General features: G+C 30.8%; 19 protein-coding genes. 4 read left to right on the forward strand and 15 right to left on the reverse strand.

Annotation, left to right across the window (positions count from 1 at the left end; translation table 11 throughout):
* Genes MBM09_RS09365 through MBM09_RS09375 form a run of 3 tightly spaced genes read left to right on the forward strand, consistent with a single transcriptional unit; the run spans nucleotide 1 to nucleotide 2,298 of the window.
* Nucleotides 1–618 carry a CatA-like O-acetyltransferase gene (locus MBM09_RS09365; protein WP_238673452.1) on the forward strand — a complete coding sequence of 206 codons (618 nt, stop codon included), beginning with the start codon at nucleotides 1–3 and terminating at the stop codon, nucleotides 616–618.
* 47 nt (nucleotides 619–665) lie between these two features.
* The gene (locus tag MBM09_RS09370; protein WP_238673453.1) at nucleotides 666–1,748 is read left to right on the forward strand and encodes an iron-containing alcohol dehydrogenase family protein; all 1,083 of its coding nucleotides are present in this window, start codon (nucleotides 666–668) and stop codon (nucleotides 1,746–1,748) included.
* Nucleotide 1,749: 1 nt separating this feature from the next.
* Nucleotides 1,750–2,298, forward strand: a complete 549-nt coding sequence (locus tag MBM09_RS09375; RefSeq protein ID WP_238673454.1) for a 1-acyl-sn-glycerol-3-phosphate acyltransferase — start codon at nucleotides 1,750–1,752, stop codon at nucleotides 2,296–2,298.
* A gap of 169 nt (nucleotides 2,299–2,467) precedes the next feature.
* Here MBM09_RS09375 and MBM09_RS09380 read toward each other — a convergent pair whose 3' ends face one another.
* Complete coding sequence (locus tag MBM09_RS09380; RefSeq protein ID WP_238673455.1) at nucleotides 2,468–5,062, reverse strand: zinc-dependent metalloprotease; 2,595 nt, start codon at nucleotides 5,060–5,062, stop codon at nucleotides 2,468–2,470.
* 159 nt (nucleotides 5,063–5,221) lie between these two features.
* Here MBM09_RS09380 and MBM09_RS09385 point away from each other — a divergent pair, with 159 nt between their 5' ends.
* Complete coding sequence (locus MBM09_RS09385; protein WP_238673456.1) at nucleotides 5,222–5,962, forward strand: NYN domain-containing protein; 741 nt, start codon at nucleotides 5,222–5,224, stop codon at nucleotides 5,960–5,962.
* On the opposite strand, the gene MBM09_RS09390 is transcribed toward MBM09_RS09385, so the two are convergent.
* The 14 genes from MBM09_RS09390 to thrC form a co-directional block, all read right to left on the reverse strand.
* A complete protein-coding gene (locus tag MBM09_RS09390) occupies nucleotides 5,963–6,946 on the reverse strand; it encodes a Gfo/Idh/MocA family protein (protein ID WP_238673457.1) in 984 nt (327 codons plus the stop codon).
* A 64-nt stretch (nucleotides 6,947–7,010) separates the two neighbouring features.
* Nucleotides 7,011–7,754, reverse strand: coding sequence for a YebC/PmpR family DNA-binding transcriptional regulator (locus MBM09_RS09395; RefSeq protein WP_238673458.1), 744 nt, complete (start codon nucleotides 7,752–7,754; stop codon nucleotides 7,011–7,013).
* 97 nt (nucleotides 7,755–7,851) lie between these two features.
* Complete coding sequence (locus tag MBM09_RS09400; protein ID WP_238673459.1) at nucleotides 7,852–8,145, reverse strand: 4a-hydroxytetrahydrobiopterin dehydratase; 294 nt, start codon at nucleotides 8,143–8,145, stop codon at nucleotides 7,852–7,854.
* Between the two features lie 66 nt (nucleotides 8,146–8,211).
* Nucleotides 8,212–9,051 carry a sugar nucleotide-binding protein gene (locus tag MBM09_RS09405; protein WP_370569648.1) on the reverse strand — a complete coding sequence of 280 codons (840 nt, stop codon included), beginning with the start codon at nucleotides 9,049–9,051 and terminating at the stop codon, nucleotides 8,212–8,214.
* A gap of 14 nt (nucleotides 9,052–9,065) precedes the next feature.
* Nucleotides 9,066–10,148 (reverse strand): glycine cleavage system aminomethyltransferase GcvT, encoded by a 1,083-nt coding sequence (gene gcvT, locus MBM09_RS09410; protein ID WP_238673460.1) that lies wholly within the window; start codon nucleotides 10,146–10,148, stop codon nucleotides 9,066–9,068.
* Nucleotides 10,149–10,330: 182 nt separating this feature from the next.
* Nucleotides 10,331–11,182 (reverse strand): alpha/beta hydrolase fold domain-containing protein, encoded by an 852-nt coding sequence (locus tag MBM09_RS09415; RefSeq protein ID WP_238673461.1) that lies wholly within the window; start codon nucleotides 11,180–11,182, stop codon nucleotides 10,331–10,333.
* Nucleotides 11,183–11,232: 50 nt separating this feature from the next.
* On the reverse strand, nucleotides 11,233–12,948 hold the full coding sequence (locus MBM09_RS09420; RefSeq protein ID WP_238673462.1) for a hypothetical protein: 1,716 nt from the start codon (nucleotides 12,946–12,948) through the stop codon (nucleotides 11,233–11,235).
* Nucleotides 12,949–12,963: 15 nt separating this feature from the next.
* Nucleotides 12,964–13,404, reverse strand: a complete 441-nt coding sequence (locus tag MBM09_RS09425) for a DinB family protein (protein WP_238673463.1) — start codon at nucleotides 13,402–13,404, stop codon at nucleotides 12,964–12,966.
* Between the two features lie 126 nt (nucleotides 13,405–13,530).
* Nucleotides 13,531–13,764 carry a hypothetical protein gene (locus MBM09_RS09430; protein ID WP_238673464.1) on the reverse strand — a complete coding sequence of 78 codons (234 nt, stop codon included), beginning with the start codon at nucleotides 13,762–13,764 and terminating at the stop codon, nucleotides 13,531–13,533.
* Between the two features lie 8 nt (nucleotides 13,765–13,772).
* Nucleotides 13,773–14,846 carry a glycoside hydrolase family 5 protein gene (locus MBM09_RS09435; RefSeq protein ID WP_238673466.1) on the reverse strand — a complete coding sequence of 358 codons (1,074 nt, stop codon included), beginning with the start codon at nucleotides 14,844–14,846 and terminating at the stop codon, nucleotides 13,773–13,775.
* A 183-nt stretch (nucleotides 14,847–15,029) separates the two neighbouring features.
* Nucleotides 15,030–15,254: a DUF6327 family protein gene (locus MBM09_RS09440; protein WP_238673467.1), complete on the reverse strand. Its 225-nt coding sequence runs from the start codon at nucleotides 15,252–15,254 to the stop codon at nucleotides 15,030–15,032.
* Nucleotides 15,251–15,601: a hypothetical protein gene (locus tag MBM09_RS09445; protein WP_238673468.1), complete on the reverse strand. Its 351-nt coding sequence runs from the start codon at nucleotides 15,599–15,601 to the stop codon at nucleotides 15,251–15,253. The genes MBM09_RS09440 and MBM09_RS09445 overlap by 4 nt, the downstream gene beginning before the upstream one ends.
* Before the next feature lie 5 nt (nucleotides 15,602–15,606).
* Nucleotides 15,607–15,939, reverse strand: a complete 333-nt coding sequence (locus MBM09_RS09450; RefSeq protein ID WP_238673469.1) for a YtxH domain-containing protein — start codon at nucleotides 15,937–15,939, stop codon at nucleotides 15,607–15,609.
* 164 nt (nucleotides 15,940–16,103) lie between these two features.
* Nucleotides 16,104–17,396, reverse strand: a complete 1,293-nt coding sequence (gene thrC / locus MBM09_RS09455; RefSeq protein ID WP_238673470.1) for a threonine synthase — start codon at nucleotides 17,394–17,396, stop codon at nucleotides 16,104–16,106.

Below are 17,396 nucleotides of genomic sequence, written 5' to 3' on the forward strand. Positions count from 1 at the left end.
TTGAGAAAAATAAATATAAATACTTGGAATAGAAAGCAACATTATGAGCATTTTTCTGCCTTAGCAGATCCTTATTTTGGAGTTGTAATTCCTTTCAATGTTACTAAGGCGTATAATTTTTCAAAAGAAAACAGTATTAGTTTTTTTGGGAAGTATTTACACGATTGCATGAAAGCCATTAATGATGTTGAAAACTTAAGATACAGAATAGAGAATAATAATGTTGTAGAGTATGATGTTATACATGCGTCATCTACCATGATGAGAGAAGACAAAACCTTTGGTTTTTCGTTTATTGATTTTGATGAAGATTTAAATGTTTTTATTAAAAATGTTGAAGCTGAAAAAGACAGAATTAATAATACTCAAGATTTGTTCCCACCAAAAAATGGTTTAGATTGCATTCATTGTTCGGCAATGCCTTGGCTTAATTTTTCGGGTCATAAAGAACCCGTTTCTGGTGCCGTAGAGTCTGTGCCTAAAATAGCTTTTAGTAAAATTAGTAATTTTGAGAATGAATTAATGATGAACGTTTCTGTAAATGTTAATCATGCATTGGTTGATGGTTATCATGTTGGATTATTTTCTGATAAATTTCAGGAATATCTCAACCAATAGAATTTAAATTAATGGTATTTTTACCTTTGTAAAAGAAAATAAAACAAATGAGTTATAAGAACTTTCCAATGGTGCCAAGAATTATTTTTGGTAGAGGTAGTCTTAATCAAATAAACGAAGTTTTAGCTCCAAAACGCTTAAGCATAAACGCTCCTTTTATCTTTTTAATTGATGATGTGTTTAAAAGCAATATCTGGCTTACTTCAAGAATACAATTATCATACGGAGACAGAATCATTTTTGTTTCTTCAAAAGAAGAACCTAAAACATCTCAAGTAGATGAGCTTGTTGAAGATATTATTTTAACATCAAAAGAACGACCTTCAGGAATTATTGGAATAGGAGGTGGTACCTTATTAGACTTAGCAAAAGCTGTATCTATTATGCTAACTAATAATGGTGAAGCTAAAGATTATCAGGGTTGGGATTTGGTTAAAAACCCAGCTATATATCATGTTGGAATTCCAACAATTTCTGGTACAGGTGCAGAAGTTTCCAGAACCACAGTGCTTACAGGTCCTGAAAAAAAATTAGGTATTAATTCAGATTTCACACCTTTTGATCAGGTTATTTTAGATTCAGAATTAACAAAAGGAGTTGCAAAAAATCAGTGGTTTTATACAGGTATGGATTGTTATATTCATTGTATAGAATCATTAACAGGTACCTATCTTAACGCTTTTAGTGAAAGCTATGGTAATATGGCTTTAGATTTATGTAAACAGGTGTTTTTAGAAGACAACCTATCTGAAGTTGATGCTCAAGAAAAATTGATGATGGCTTCATGGCACGGTGGAATGAGTATTGTGTACTCTCAAGTTGGTGTTGCTCATGCTATGAGTTATGGTTTATCTTATCTCTTGGGTACTAAACATGGCATAGGAAATTGTATAGTTTTTAATCATTTAGAAGAATTTTATCCGGAAGGTGTTAAGCTCTTCAAAAAAATGATAGAAAAACATAATATTGTTTTGCCTCAAGGTGTTTGTGCAGATTTAAACGACAGAGAATTTGATACCATGATAAATATTGCCTTAGGTTTAGAACCTCTTTGGGAAAATGCATTGGGTAAAAACTGGAAAAAAATAATGACACCTCAAAAATTAAAGTCACTTTATCAAAAGATGTAATATGCAATGGTTAGCCAAATTTATTTATTTTAAAGTTTTAGGTTGGCGTGTTGTTGGTAATACAAATATTTCTAAGAAAAACATTAAAAAAGCTATTATTATAGCAGCACCACATACCAGTTGGCATGACTTCTATATGGGTGTTTTATTACGATCTGTATTAAACATTAAAACAAATTTTGTTGGTAAAAAAGAATTGTTTGTGTTTCCTTTTGGTTGGTTTTTCAGAGCTTTAGGTGGAGCACCTATAGATAGACATACAAAAGAAAATAAAGTTGAAGCTATAGCAAAGTTATTTAAAGATAGAGAAGAGTTTAGAATGACTATGGCTCCAGAAGGAACAAGAAAAAAAGTTGATAAATGGCGTACAGGTTTTTATTACATTGCTAAAGAAGCTAAAGTTCCTATTATTATGATAACATTTGATTTTAAGAATAAACAAAATAAAATCTCTGAGCCTTTTTATCCAACTGATGATATTGAAGCAGATTTCAAGTACATACGTGGTTTTTATAAAGGTGTTGAGGGTAAAATAGCAGAATATTCATAATAATCATGTATTATATGAAAACTATGGCACAAATATTGCTGTATATAGAATATAGCACATGAAACATAAAGTAAACAATTATTTGTTCCTAAAAAGAAACATCAGCTATTAAAACAAACAAAAGCTACTCCTATTAAGAAGTAGCTTTTTTTTTATAAGAATGTTAATCTTATTTAACTTCTTTTAAAGCATTATCAATAAGCGTTCTTAAATGTTGTTTATGCGCTCTTGACACAACATTTCCAGAAGGTGAAGCCATAGTTCTAATAGCCTTTAAATTATATAAGGCCATAGATTTAGCGCTATTATTAAATTCTTTACTTTGTTTACCGGTTAACATATCAATTAACATATTAGTGTATTCTAATTGTAAATTTTGTCTAAATGAATTTATACTACTATAGATGTCAGCTCTAAAAATAGCATTATTTAAATCCATCATAAATGAGGATAATTTGTACTCATTTCCATATAATTCTGAATCAACAATACGTTGTAAAGTGTTAGGGTGTAATATATGTCTTAAAACATTTTTTTGATACCCTATTACTTGATCATGAATTTTAGGATCTTCAGGAGCTCTAAAAAATCCAAAACCTCTACGTTGCATTGCTAAGAAATTATATAAATCATTTGGTGCATCAAAAGCATTTGGTGCAAAAACATACTTACTTAAAGCATTCATTGCTCTTTTTTGATCGGTTAAACTCACTGGTGTATAAGGTTGTGTAGCGCCTTTTTGACCAGCCATAGCTCTATCTACATAAACACCTCCTATAAATCTGGAAATGGTATTTGCAGCAGAACCTTTTTGTCTGCTTAATAAGTAGTAAATACGTCTTAATTCCTGATAAGATTCACCAGATTTAGTAAATTTATTTTTAGCAGTTTTTAATAAATCATTAGAAAGTTCAATTCTATCAATAGCCCATTTAATTTGATTATTGGATTGATCTGAAACATTTACTCTAGGGTCAATCGCTTTTCCTGGAGAACGCATATCATCTGCATCATTTCCAAAAATGTGTTCTGGCTTGGTAGATTCATTTAATAACGCTTGTCTATCCGCTTCAGATTTAAAAGGTGTATATCCTAATTGAATAGCCCAAATATCATAAGGACCAACGGTTACATCATCATATTGGCCTTGTTTACTTCTATCTCTTGTAATATTTAAAGCAGCATAATCCATTACAGAAGCTGTTAAACATTTTCCTTCAATAAAACTAGCATCTTCCAATTGCTCTGGAGAAAACAACTGACTAGCTTTCATATTATGATTTAACCCTAATGTATGTCCTATTTCATGCATTATTAAAGCCGTCATAGATTCTTTTTTAATGCGTTCCATTTCTAAGTCTGAAGCACTAGCAAACGAAGCTACTGCATTGGCAAATAAAACTTCATTATGTATTTCATGACCTAAAGAGCAATACATGTTGCTTTCATACTCTGAAGCGTCAAAGGGTTTATCAATTGATGCTAATTCAAAAACTTTATCATAAAACACTCTGTTAGTAAAGTGAACATATTCTAACATAATATCTGCTCCAAAAATTTCACCTGTTTTAGGGTTCTTCATACTTGGTCCGTAACCACCAAAAGGAGGTTGAGGAGAAGCTGTCCATCTTAAAACATTGTATCTAATATCTCCAGCATCCCAATCGGCATCATCTGGTTGTTGTTTTACAACAATTGCATTTTTAAATCCAGCTTTTTCAAAAGCTATATTCCATTGTAAAACAGCTTCTTTTATCGTTTCACGCCACTCAACAGGAGTAGAGTTTTCCATCCACCATGTAATTGGTTCTACAGGCTCAGATATAGCTTGTTCTGGATTTTTCTTTTTTAAATGCCATCTATTAATTAAATCTCTATAAGGTGTTGAACTTGTAGACGTTTGATCTGTAACCTGATTAGTGAAATAACCAACTCTAGGGTCGTCAAAACGAGTTTCAAAATCATTTTCTGGCATTGCAATTAAACTATGAAATACTTTAATACTTACATTTCTACCATCTGAAACAGCACTAGAACCTCCGTTTAAAACTGAAGGAGAAGAATACACATATTCAACTTTAAGATTTGTGTTTTCGGGGTAATTATTAATAGATTTTATTTTAGTTTTTCCTTTATCAAGGCTGCCTAATTTAAAAGCTGTTGGAGGTGTTCCAGGTCTTGAAGCTGGTTTTACTTGCGAAAACGTTTCTTTTAAAAATAAATCGTCGGCTTTAATCAGGTAAAGCCCTTCTTTATCATCATGAGCCTCAATTTTTAAACTGGCCATTATGCCTTTACTAATATTGGCGTCTTTTGACTTAGAAATAGGATTTTCGGGATCAAAGTAAAATGATGTATTCTGAGTTATAAATTCTATTTTATCAAAATATTTTTCAACCGTAAAAACTTTAGATCCTCTGTAGGATCCTCTGTTTACTCTTCCAGCATCCATTACACCATCGGCAATTTGACTAAAATGAATATATTCTTTGTTTAATTGATCTTCACTAATAACCATTTGTACTGTTCCAGTAATGGTGTCTTGGTAAATTTTAAATAACCCATTAATTTCCTTACTAGATTTAATTAGGTCTTTAATAGTTTTTTCTTTAGACTTTTTTGGAGGCGGTGTCGCAGCGACTTCAGTATTATCTTTTTTCTTTTTCTTTTTTTTGTTTTGAGCATCAGTATTATAAGACACTAAAAGAAAGAAAAGCGTAAAAATTACTGAGGTGAATTTGATTGTACTTTTTTGTAATTTCATAATGTTAACAAAAGGATTATTAGGAATTAATCTGATTATTTAAATTAGTCTCAGTAAAAATAGGAATAAACTGAATTTTTTATATTAAAATAAAAGTTAAAATATTTATAAAGGCTAACTAATAACTCCGTCTATTATATTTCTTTATCTTTAACAATTATGATAAAAGACACAAAAATTGCCGTATTAATAGATGGAGATAATATACCATCAAAGTATATTTCTGAAATGATGGAAGAGATCAATAAATACGGAACACCAACAATAAAAAGAATATACGGTGATTGGACAAAACCGCACCTATCTAAATGGAAAAACATTTTACTTGAAAATGCTATAACACCAATTCAGCAATATGGTTATACCACAGGAAAAAATGCAACGGACTCTGCAATGATAATTGATGCGATGGATATTTTATATTCTGAAAAAGTTAATGGATTTTGTTTAGTATCCTCAGATAGTGATTTTACTAAGCTTGCTACACGTTTGCGAGAAGCAGGTATGGTAGTTTATGGCATGGGTGAGAAGAAAACTCCAAACCCGTTTATTGTGGCCTGCGATAAATTTATTTATTTAGAAATTCTTGAAAGTGATGATGATGAAAGTGAAAAAGGAGTAAAAGGAAGTAAAGCCAAAAAAACAAACTTATACAATATTACACCTAAAGTAATAAGGCTTCTTAAAAATTCTGTTGATGATGCGGCTGATGATGATGGTTGGGCATTTTTAGGTGATGTTGGTTCATTAATAATCAAAAAACAACCTAATTTTGATTCTCGTAATTTTGGTTTTCAAAAATTAACACCACTTTTTAAATCGTTACCACAATTTGAAATGGAACAACGAGACCAAGCAAATGCTAGGTTTAAATTGATTTATGTAAGAAATAAGAAGTAATTAAATAGTATTACCTAAAATTTTATCCATAACCCAACTAGTATGTAAAGCGGTTAAGCCCGTTGAAGGATGTGAATCTTTTACACCAGTTAAGTAATCACGCATGTTCTCTACATGGTGAATTTGAATATGCTTTGGATGTTCTATAAATAATTCCTCGTTTTTAGAGTCACTTTTTAAAACAACAGGGTTATCATGAAATACTGAAAATTCTATAGTCCCGTTATTTCCAAAAATAGTAACATTATCTATGTGGTTTTTATTACCAAAATTCCATGTGCCAGAACCTGTTACCCCATTTTCATGTATCCAACATCCTGTTACAGCATCTTTTGCTGTATATAGATTTTGTTGATTAGTACTAACCCCATGCGCATTTTTAATATTTCCTAATAGAAATGTAAACAAATCTATACCATGACTTGCTAAATCATCAAAATAACCAGCAGGAGCAATTTTTGCATCTGTTCGCCAATTGTATGTTTCAGATAAATCTGTTTCACTTGCTGGTTTACTTAAATGCGAAATTATATGTCTTACGTCACCAATATAATTTTTTTCTAACCATTCTTTTACTTTTAAAAACCTAGGTAAAGAACGCCTGTAATATGCCACAAATAGTGGAATATTTTTTTTATTGAAGGCTTCATTTATTTCTAAAGCTTCATTATAAGTTGGTGTAATTGGTTTTTCTATACAGCAAGGTTTTCCTGCTTCTGCTACTTTTAAAGCGTAGTATTTGTGAGTGTCTGGCGGTGTTGCAATATAAATAGCATCAATATTTACATCATTAATCAACTCATTAGCATCCGTATAAATAGTTTCAACATTGTGTCTTGAAGCATAATCTTTCAACTTTTCTAAATCTCTACGCATTACTGCTTTAAGCTCAAAATCATCAACCAAACTATATGGTGGTCCACTTTTTACTTCGGTGACATCTCCACAGCCAATAATGCCCCAACGTATATTTTTATTTGACATATTTTAAACTATTTAAGTCATAAAAAAAGAGAACCTCTAAGCTCTCTTTTAAATAATTATTGTATTATTCCGTTTCTTCCATGGTATGATATACGTTTTGTACATCATCATCTTCTTCAAGCTTTTCTAGAAGTTTTTCAACATCTTCAGCTTGTTCTTGAGTTATTTTTTTGGTAACCTGAGGAATACGTTCAAAACCTGAAGAAAGAATCTCGATATTTTGTTCTTCTAAATAGGATTGTATTTTTCCAAAACTTTCAAAAGGCGCATAAATCATAACGCTAGTCAATTCATTTCCATCTGCATCTTCATCGGTATCTTCAAAAATTTCTTCAACACCAAAGTCTATAAGTTCTAATTCTAATTCTTCAAGGTCTAAATCATCACTTTTAACTTTGAAATTACAAGTATGATCAAACATAAACACCACCGAACCAGATGTACCTAAACTACCATCACATTTATTAAAATAGCTACGTACATTTGCTACGGTTCTAGTATTGTTATCTGTTGCTGTTTCAACTAGAATAGCAATTCCATGTGGTGCGTAGCCTTCAAAAATAACTTCTTTATAATCGCCTTGACTTTTATCAGAAGCACGTTTAATAGCACGCTCTACATTATCTTTTGGCATGTTTACAGATTTTGCGTTCTGTATAACAGCTCTTAAACGCGCATTACTATCTGGGTCTGGTCCACCTTCTTTAACAGCCATTACAATATCTTTACCAATACGAGTAAAGGCTTTACTCATTGCAGACCAACGTTTCATTTTTCTTGCTTTCCTAAATTCAAAAGCTCTTCCCATAATTATATTTTTTATTCCTGAAACTACAGGAATTATATTAAATTAAACTAAAACTTATTATTTGCGCAAAGTTAAAAACCTAACGATGAAAAACAAATTATTCATCCTCTGGTTCTACAATAGCTTCAATAGCTTCTGCAAGTTTAAAATCTTTATTTGTTACGCCATCGGCATCGTGTGTAGAAAGTGAAATAGTAAGTACATTATAAACATTACTCCAATTAGGATGGTGGTTTAATGCTTCACACTCAAAAGCTATTCTGCTCATAGCACTAAAGCAATCTTTAAAATTTTCAAACTCAAATTCGGCATGTATAGCGTTATCGTAATATTCCCAATCAGGAAAACGAAGTAGTTTTTTTTCTATGTCTTGTTCAGATAATTTGCTCATAATTTTAAGATGTTTTTTATGCTAACTAATTTAAGCAATTGTATCTGAAAAACTATGAAGCTAAAATTATATTTTTAATTCAGTTAGAATTTCTTGACTAACCAAATTTAAATTTTTTGGTAACAGATTATACTTTGGTAAAACAGCTAAATATCTTTCATTATTTGTAGTGTAAACTTGCTTGTAGATAGCTATATCTTCTAATTCTAGTGTTTTAACAATGTCTATTATAAAATCGTTATGATGTACCAAATCACTACTTCCTAAGTGAAAAATACCTGATTTTTTTCGGTTAATTATATAATGAATTTGTTGTGTTACTTTATTATCTGTAGTTACATTCATTATTAAATTAGGAAAAACTTCAATAGGTTCTTTTTCTTTTATATTTTGAAGAATTTCTAATATTCTAGGAGATTGTGCGCCAAAAACCATTGGAAGTCTTAAAATAGCAACTTGCTTTTTTGGTAAACGCAACAGCATGTTTTCTATTTTTATTTTAAAATGTCCGTAAATGCTATTACTATAAGTTTTGTCTTGTTCATAGCTTGGGTATTTGCTATAAGCATCAAATACATTTGCAGATGATAAGAAAATAAGTTTTGCTTTGTTAGAAAAAACATATTCTGCCAAGTGTTGATGGAGTAAAACCTGCTTTGAGAAATCACCTCGTAATGCAGAAATAATAATACTTGGTTTTACAATATCTAGAATTTCGAAAACATCATCTTCTTCAAAATTATACTGAAAAAAATGTTTGTTTTTCTCTAAAGCTTTATTGCTAATATTATACGTGCCGAAAGTTCTAAAATAGGAGCAGAGTTCTTTATAAATGGCTCCACCTAAAAAACCACTTGCCCCTAAAATTAAAATAGTATGTTTACTTTCTTTCCCCTTCACGCTCATTAAACCCCAAAAATTTATTTTTTGTAAAACGGTAATTTTACAACAGTTGCTGGAACCGCATTTTTACGTATTTGAATATTAATTTTACTATTCACATCTGAAAAAACAGTTGGAACATAACCTAAACCAATACCTTTACCTAGAGATGGAGACATTGTTCCAGAAGTAACTTCGCCAATTTTATTACCATTACCATCAACAATATCATAACCTTGACGAGGTATTCCACGTTCATCAAGTTCAAATGCAATAAGTTTTCGTTCTGGAGTTCTGCGTTTTTCCTCTTCAAGAGCTTCACTGTTGGTAAATGATTTGCTAAACTTACAAATCCAACTTAAACCAGCTTCAATAGGCGAGGTGGTGTCATTAATATCGTTTCCATAAAGGCAATAACCCATTTCCAATCGTAAGGTGTCACGAGCTGCTAAACCAATAGGTTTTATACCAAAATCTGATCCTGCTTCTAATACTTTATCCCAAATTTGCTTGACTTCGCTGTTCTTACAATAAATTTCAAATCCACCACTACCAGTATAACCAGTTGCGGAAATAATAACGTGCTCAATACCCGCAAAATCACCAACCACAAAATTGTAGAAATTTATAGCAGATAAATCATGACTTGTTAAACTTTGCATTGCTTCAATGGCTTTTGGACCTTGAATGGCAAGCAACGAATAATCTTCACTTAAATCGCGCATAGTTGCTCCAATGTTATTTTTAGATTGAATCCAATTCCAGTCTTTTTCAATATTACTTGCATTAACAACCAATAAATAAGTGTTTTCTTTAATGCGGTAAATAATTAAATCATCAACAATTCCACCATCATCATTTGGTAAACAACTATATTGGGCTTTACCAATAGTAAGTTTCGAAGCATCGTTACTTGATACTTTTTGTATTAACTCTAAAGCGTGTTCGCCTTCAATTAAAAATTCACCCATGTGTGATACATCAAACACACCTACAGCATTTCTAACAGTTTCGTGCTCAATGTTTACACCTTCGTATTGCACAGGCATATTATAGCCTGCAAAAGGTACCATTTTTGCTCCTAAAGCTTCGTGAGTTGTTGATAAAGCAGTGTTTTTCATTTACGCGTTTTTAATGATGAATTATGTTGCGCAAATGTATTGAAAATTTCAGAACAAGTTTTTGACTAAATTTAAAAAGTCTTGTTAAACTTCAGATTGTTGAAATCTGAATTAAGTTTTTTTAATAGAAAGTATTATGAATATTAAAGCTAGTTAGTATTTGAGTTTTACACTTATTATAACTAGTTATTCAATCTACTTATTATTTCTTTTAATGCTGTTTTTGCTTCATTCATTATGGGTAAAAACGGCCATATATGTGGCATGTTTTTTCCTGTAATAACATCAATATTCACCTTAGCACTAATTAATTTTTTAACAGCTAATTTTTGGTCTGGATACATTATATCCTTTTCTGCTAAAAATAAAATGGTATTTGGGAAATTATCAAAAGTCCCATTTATTGGTGAAATCTTTTCATTTTTTAAATCATTATTTTCTGCACACATTTTTTTAGCACTTAACACTCCATTTTTTGATAACATAGGATCTATTTTATCTATTGTGTTAATTTGAGGATTACTCATTGTGGCATCCATAACGGGTGAAACAAGAATGATTTTATAAGGTAATTCTATGTTACTTTTTATTAATCGTTGTGTTAAAGCTGTTATTAAAGTTCCTCCAACTGAATCGCCAAGAAGTATAATGTGTTTTGCTTGATATTTCTTTAAAGCGGTATTGTATACAAAATCTATGTTTTTTGATATTTCTGAAATCTTATTTTCTGGAGCTTTAGGATAATCACACATCCATATTGTATGGTTTGTTTTGTTAGTAATTTCTTGTATCGTATCCCAATGATGTTTTGAGGGACCAGAAATAAAAGCGCCACCATGAATAAAAATTAATAAACTATTAGATGGTTTACCTCGGGTAATTTCAGTAATTAAAGTATTAGAAATTTTAAAGTTACTTACTTGCCGGTTTTTAAATAATCTACTTTTTGGGTGATGAATATCTTCTTTTCTTATTTTTTTAAAATCTATAGGATCTTTACTGAAGTCTTTCTTAATACCTTTTAGTTTTATCACTAATAAAGTGATATAATATGTAAAACTATATTTCAATTTATTTACTTTAATTAATCGCAATTCTTTGCAAATTCTTCACCTAATTCAGAAGGACCATAAATATAACTTGTAATTCCTATTTTATCTATTTTGGCACCATCTTCACGATAGGCGATGGTTAATGTGTGTTCTCCTGCTTCTAAATTTGCATTGGATAATTTTACCCATTCCCATTCATTGGTTCGTAACCCGTTACTGGTTATGAAGTCGTTATCATCAATTTTAACCCAAAATGAATCATCGTCAGACGACGGACAGTTTAATTTGGCATAAACGTAATAAGGTGCATTTTTACTCACCGTAAAAGAAATTTTTATTTTAGCATCTTCAACAGAAGGTACAACATCAGTACTATTTAAGCCTGTTTTTATAGTTACATATTTATTATTAGAAGCACTTTCATCTTCTATAATATTCCAATTTGAACCTACAGAGGCACATTCAGCTTCAAAATAAACAGATTCAATATTTGTGGTATCTGGTTCAGGAAAATTGGGTTCTCCACTTTCCCACCAATTATACCAACGCTCATAATCAACATTATCAAAACCATGTGTTTGCACATTGGTATTTGCTTCAGTATTGCCTAGAAGGAACATTTCCACAAAAGCTTCAACTTCTGGTTTTTGACTGTCTGGTAATTGGCAATGATTATGTCCATCTACAATAGAAAACCCAAATCTGTCACCAATACCAAAGGTTTTCCAAACCTCGTGTGCCGCTCTAGAAGACACATATCCAGATTCGTCTGCTAGCCATTGATAATCTGGATTGCCTAATATTAACAAGGCGCGTGGAGCCACCATTGCCATAAGTTCATGATGATCATAAGGCAATTTAGGAACAGAATTTGAAAACTTAAACATATCTTCAATAAACCAAGCACCGCTAGTTCGTCCTAAAGTTTCTACATTACCTAAAGTTTCAGATACTCTCCAAGCCGCTGCACCACCACCACCAGATTCTTGGGAAATAGTTAAAGCTATACGTTCATCAAAAGCACCAGCAAAAAGCGCCATTTTACCTGCAAACGAACAACCTGTAACTGCAAGGTGTTTTAAATCTATGTTTAAATCTTCTGAAACGAGTTCTAAACCATCAATTATCCTACTAATTCCCCAAGACCAGGCGCTGTAAGCTCCAAAATATTCAAGTTCTGGATAAAGTTTATTTATAGGCTCGTTGCCTCGTGTTTGGGTATGTGACATCACTTGCGTGAAGTTAAAAGCTATTTGAGCAATGTTTCGGCTAGCAAAAATATCTGCTGGCAAACTTCCAGAACCACGACCAACACCAATTACAGCTGGAAAAGGTTCGTTTCCTTCTGGTAACAAAATATGTGAAGTTAGTTTAAGCGTATTTCCATTAACGGTAACATTTACAGTAAGGGTATCATTTAAAAAACTTGCGGTAATTTGCTCTGGTCGACTTGGTTTTTTACCAATTTCGTAATGCTCTATTTCTGCTTTAATTTCTGCGCGTCTACATTTCCAATCTTCAAATTTAGTAGAACGTCCACTACTATCAGACCATTCAAAAGGATCAGTTAAAGGCCTTATTACTGGAAGCTCTTCAATAGTTGATAAAACAGGATTGGAGCAATTTGCACTAGTGTTTTCTACATTATAGACTAGTGGAATGTCTTGTGCGAATGATAGGAATTCAAAAAAAATAGTTAGTAAAAGGGATAATACTTTTGTTAGGGTGGTGGTTAGTTTAGTTGTCATTATTGTATTGCTTTTTTATCTTTTGTAAAAAATATAATCTGTAACTATTGGTTCAATTTCACATTGCCTTAAATCTAGTATAATTTGACCTTTATGATGTGTGAAATGATTAGCTACATGAAATAACACTTGTTGTATTGTATTCTGAAATTCTTTACCTTTTGAGTTGTGGTATTTTACATTTTGGTTTAAATCAAAGTCAGACAGTATTTTTAAGGTGTTCAAGTAATTCCTTGTGTCAATTTCTTTACAGTCTTCTAGAATATGTATTTGGTGTACAGAAAAAGGTTCTGTGCCTGTTATTCTTGAATTCCATATTTGATGGGCATTTAAACAATGAGAAAATACAGGAATTGTTCTTTCACTAATCTTATCTCTGTGCTCAAAAAATAAATCAATTAATTTTTGGTTGAAGTGATTATGGTATTCGAAAATGTCTAAAAAAAAATCTTTCATCTCATTTTTTTTTAATAAAATACAACTTATAAATATAGACAACATTTATCTAAAACATTGTTAAAATAATTTATTATAAAATGAAATCGATTTAATTTTTGAACTTGAAATAAATATACTAGTTGCTTATTTTTTATACTTTATAAGCGCAAATAATGATACCAAGGCCCAAACACTTTCTAAAATAATAAATGGCCAATAATTTAAAAGTATTGAGGCTAAACAAGCTAAAGAAGCACCAATAAGATTGAGTAAAATAAAAGCCAAATGTTTATTAGCAACCTTACCTGTTACGTTTAAAATATAAGCAAGTAGTATAAGAAAAACGCCAATAAAACCTATCCAGTCTGTTGTAGTCATTTCTTAATTTAGTAGCTTTTATTTTTAGCTTTTAATTCGTTTCTAACAATTTTTCCTGAAGTTGTGATTTCAGATTCTGGCCACCCACCGGTAGCACTTGCACCTGGTTTTAAAGCAGCAGCTAGTTCTTCTTTATCTGCTATAGACCAATTACACCATGATATTTTGTGTTCATCTAAAAATGCCCACCATAATTTAGATTCTGCTTCATTAATTTCAACATCTCCAGAAGCTTGAGTTGTACCAAACTCTGTTACAAAAAGCGGAATATCATTATTTAATGCATTAAGGGCGGTATTTCTAAGTTCTTGTTTGTGTGTTGCTGCATAATAGTGTAGGGTGTAAGCAACATTATTATCATCAATTTTATTTCCAATAACATCATCTACATTTTGAGACCAATTTCTGGTGCCGCATACTATAATATTATCTGGGTCGTATTTACGAATTTCTTCAATAACTGCCTCATGATAGGGTTTTAAAACCGTTTTCCAAGACACATTTAAAGGTTCGTTATAAGTTTCATAAATAATATTGGGTATATCTCCATAGGTTTTAGCAATTTCAGAAAAGAATGTTTTTGCTTCTTCTAGGTGGTTTTCTGCCTCGTGATCATGCCAATCTATTAGTACATAAATACCTTCTTCTATGGCTGCGTCAATAACTGTTTTTACTTTTGCTTTTTCAACTTCTGGATTAACTAAATACCCATCATGGTCTATTGCCATTGCTGCTCTAACAATATTGCAATTCCAGTCTTCTTTCAGCCATTTAACAGTTTCTTTAGTGTAGTATTTACCAATCCATTGACTCCAAAAGAAAGACATACCTCTTAGTTGTACAGGATTACCATTTTTATCAATTATTTTATTCCCAGAAACACTTAATTGACCAAACTCTTCAACAGCATTTTCAAAAGTTTCAACAGGTGTTTCTTCTTCTTCTTCTTCTTCTTCTTCTGAAATTATATCATCGGTTTCAGAACTTGGAGTTTGATTATCGTTAGAATTATTACATGATGTAACAATAAATAACGATAGCACTAAAAGCATTGGGATTATATGTTTAATTTTAAGAATCATATGATTAATTTTTTCTAAAGATAAAGAATTCAATTATTTAATTAATCATAATTAAAACTAACATTATACAAAACAGAAAACTTGTATTATCCTGTTGATTTTGAGCAAACACAAAATTACAGATAGGGGATTTCCATCTCCATTAATTTATAATGATGATAAAAAAAACTTCTATTATGGATTCTAGGATTGTTTCCCTAAAATTTTAGATAATTTTTTTGTAACAAACGAGAGAATAGTAATTTGTACCAAACTAGAAATTCCGCCTGAAAATAAAGTAGAGGATATGTTTTTTTTGAAATTCAAAACATCAAATTTAAAACTCTCTTTATCTATTTCTGTTTCAAGCTTTAATATTTTTAGTTTTTCATCGATTTCTTCAAATGAACTGTATTTATGAGTTGTCATATTTTGTTGAAATAATATTCTGAAAACTTTTTCAATATTGGTTTGTCTAGTTTATGTCTTAATAAATAGAGGATGATTCCTACTATTAGAAAAAATAAACTAACAATTAAAAATCCATAAAACATATTTCCAATTGCCTGACCAATGCCAATTGACGTGGTTAAGGCAATTAGAAATAATATAAAAACTACGATAGTACCCGTAAATAACATTTTTGTTAAGGATGTTATTGATTTCATTAAGGTTCTAAAAACCAATAACTTGTAATATTCCTTATTATGCTCTATATACGCGTGTACATCAGAATTTACTCCTGATAAATTTTCTTTTAATTCATTTAAAGCCATAGACCTTATTTCTTCTGAAGTTCAAGATTTTTCTTTCTTAGGTCTTCTAATTTACGTTCTAGAGTAGATAATATTTCATCAGCTTTATAGCTCATGTGTGTAACAGTATCTTCTAATTTGTGTTCGAAATCCTCTTTTTTTCTTTTTATCGTTTCAGATAAATCTTCTTTAGCATGTGAAATTTTTTCAGAGATATTATCTTTAGTGTCAAGTGCTTTATCTTTAATTTTCTTTCTAGTTTTAGTTCCTTTTTCAGGAGCGTATAAAACACCAATTCCTGTACCTATTATTGCTCCAGTTAATAGAGCTAATAACAATGTTCCATTGTTTTTTGCCATGATATAAATTTTTAAGATTAATAAATTATTTTAATACTCAAAATCTAATCATTAAATAGCAAGCAGTAAATGATAATCATCAGCTACATGTAGATTTCTTTAATAAATTTTATTAAAGTTTTAGCGAAGATTAAAACTTAAAAAAATTAACAAGTTGAGTATAATTAATTCAACAGGAAATTTTTTAATTCTTGATAAGTACTAATTTTAATAGATACTTTTTCATTATCCATAACAGATTTAATTTGTTCTGGTAATGGTTGTTTTTCTTTTATTACATCTTCAACCACATCCAAAAACTTAGTAGGATGAGCTGTTTCTAAAAACACACAATGTGCATTAGGGTTTTCTTTTAAGTAGGCTTTACAACCTAGATAACCGACTGCACCATGTGGATCTGCCACATAATTGAAATTATTATAAATTTCTAGCATAGCGTATTTAGTATCTTCATCAGAATAGCTATATGAAGATAAATTCTCTTTTAGAGTATCGAATTTGTTTTTGTAAATCTCTTGAATACGAATAAAGTTGCTTGGTGCGCCAACATCCATAGCGTTACTTATGGTTTGCACCGAAGGTTTAGGTTCGTATAATTTTGATATTAAATATCTTGTCACCACATTATTAGCGTTGTTTGATGCTACAAAATGTTTAATTGGTAGACCTAATTGTTGTGCCATCATACCTGCGCAAATGTTACCAAAATTACCACTTGGCACAGAAAACACAATATCATTATACTTGTTATGTAACTGCTTGTATGCAAATATAAAATAGAATAATTGCGGTAACCAACGCGCTACGTTTATAGAGTTTGCAGATGTTAATTGCATTTTGCTAGTTAATTCTTCATCTAAAAAGGCTGTTTTTACCATTGCTTGACAATCATCAAACGTACCATTAACCTCTAAAGCTTTTATATTCTGACCTAAAGTAGTAAGCTGTTTTTCTTGAATATCGCTTACTTTTCCAGAAGGGTAAAGAATTACAACATTTACACCTTTAACTCCTAAAAAACCATTAGCCACTGCGCCACCTGTATCACCAGAAGTAGCAACTAATACAGTTACTTCGTTTGTATTATCTTTATTAAAATAGCCTAAACAACGTGCCATAAAACGTGCACCAACATCTTTAAAAGCCATTGTTGGCCCATGAAACAATTCTAAAGTTGAAATATTGTCGTTTAGTTTGATAACAGGAAAATCGAATGATAAAGTTTCTTCAACAATAGTTTTTAAAACGGCTTCAGGGATTTCTGGAGAAACAAATTGTTTTATAGCTTGAAAAGCGATTTCTGTATGAGATAAATTATCAATGTTATCAAAAAAATCTTTTGGTAAAGGTGTAATGCTTTCTGGAAAATAGAGTCCTTTGTCTGGCGCTAAGCCTTTAACAACTGCGTTTTCAAAAGTTGTTTTTGGTGCTTTATGATTTAGTGAATAATAGTTCAT

The sequence above is a fragment of the Flaviramulus sp. BrNp1-15 genome, from assembly GCF_022259695.1.
Lineage (GTDB): Bacteria > Bacteroidota > Bacteroidia > Flavobacteriales > Flavobacteriaceae > BrNp1-15.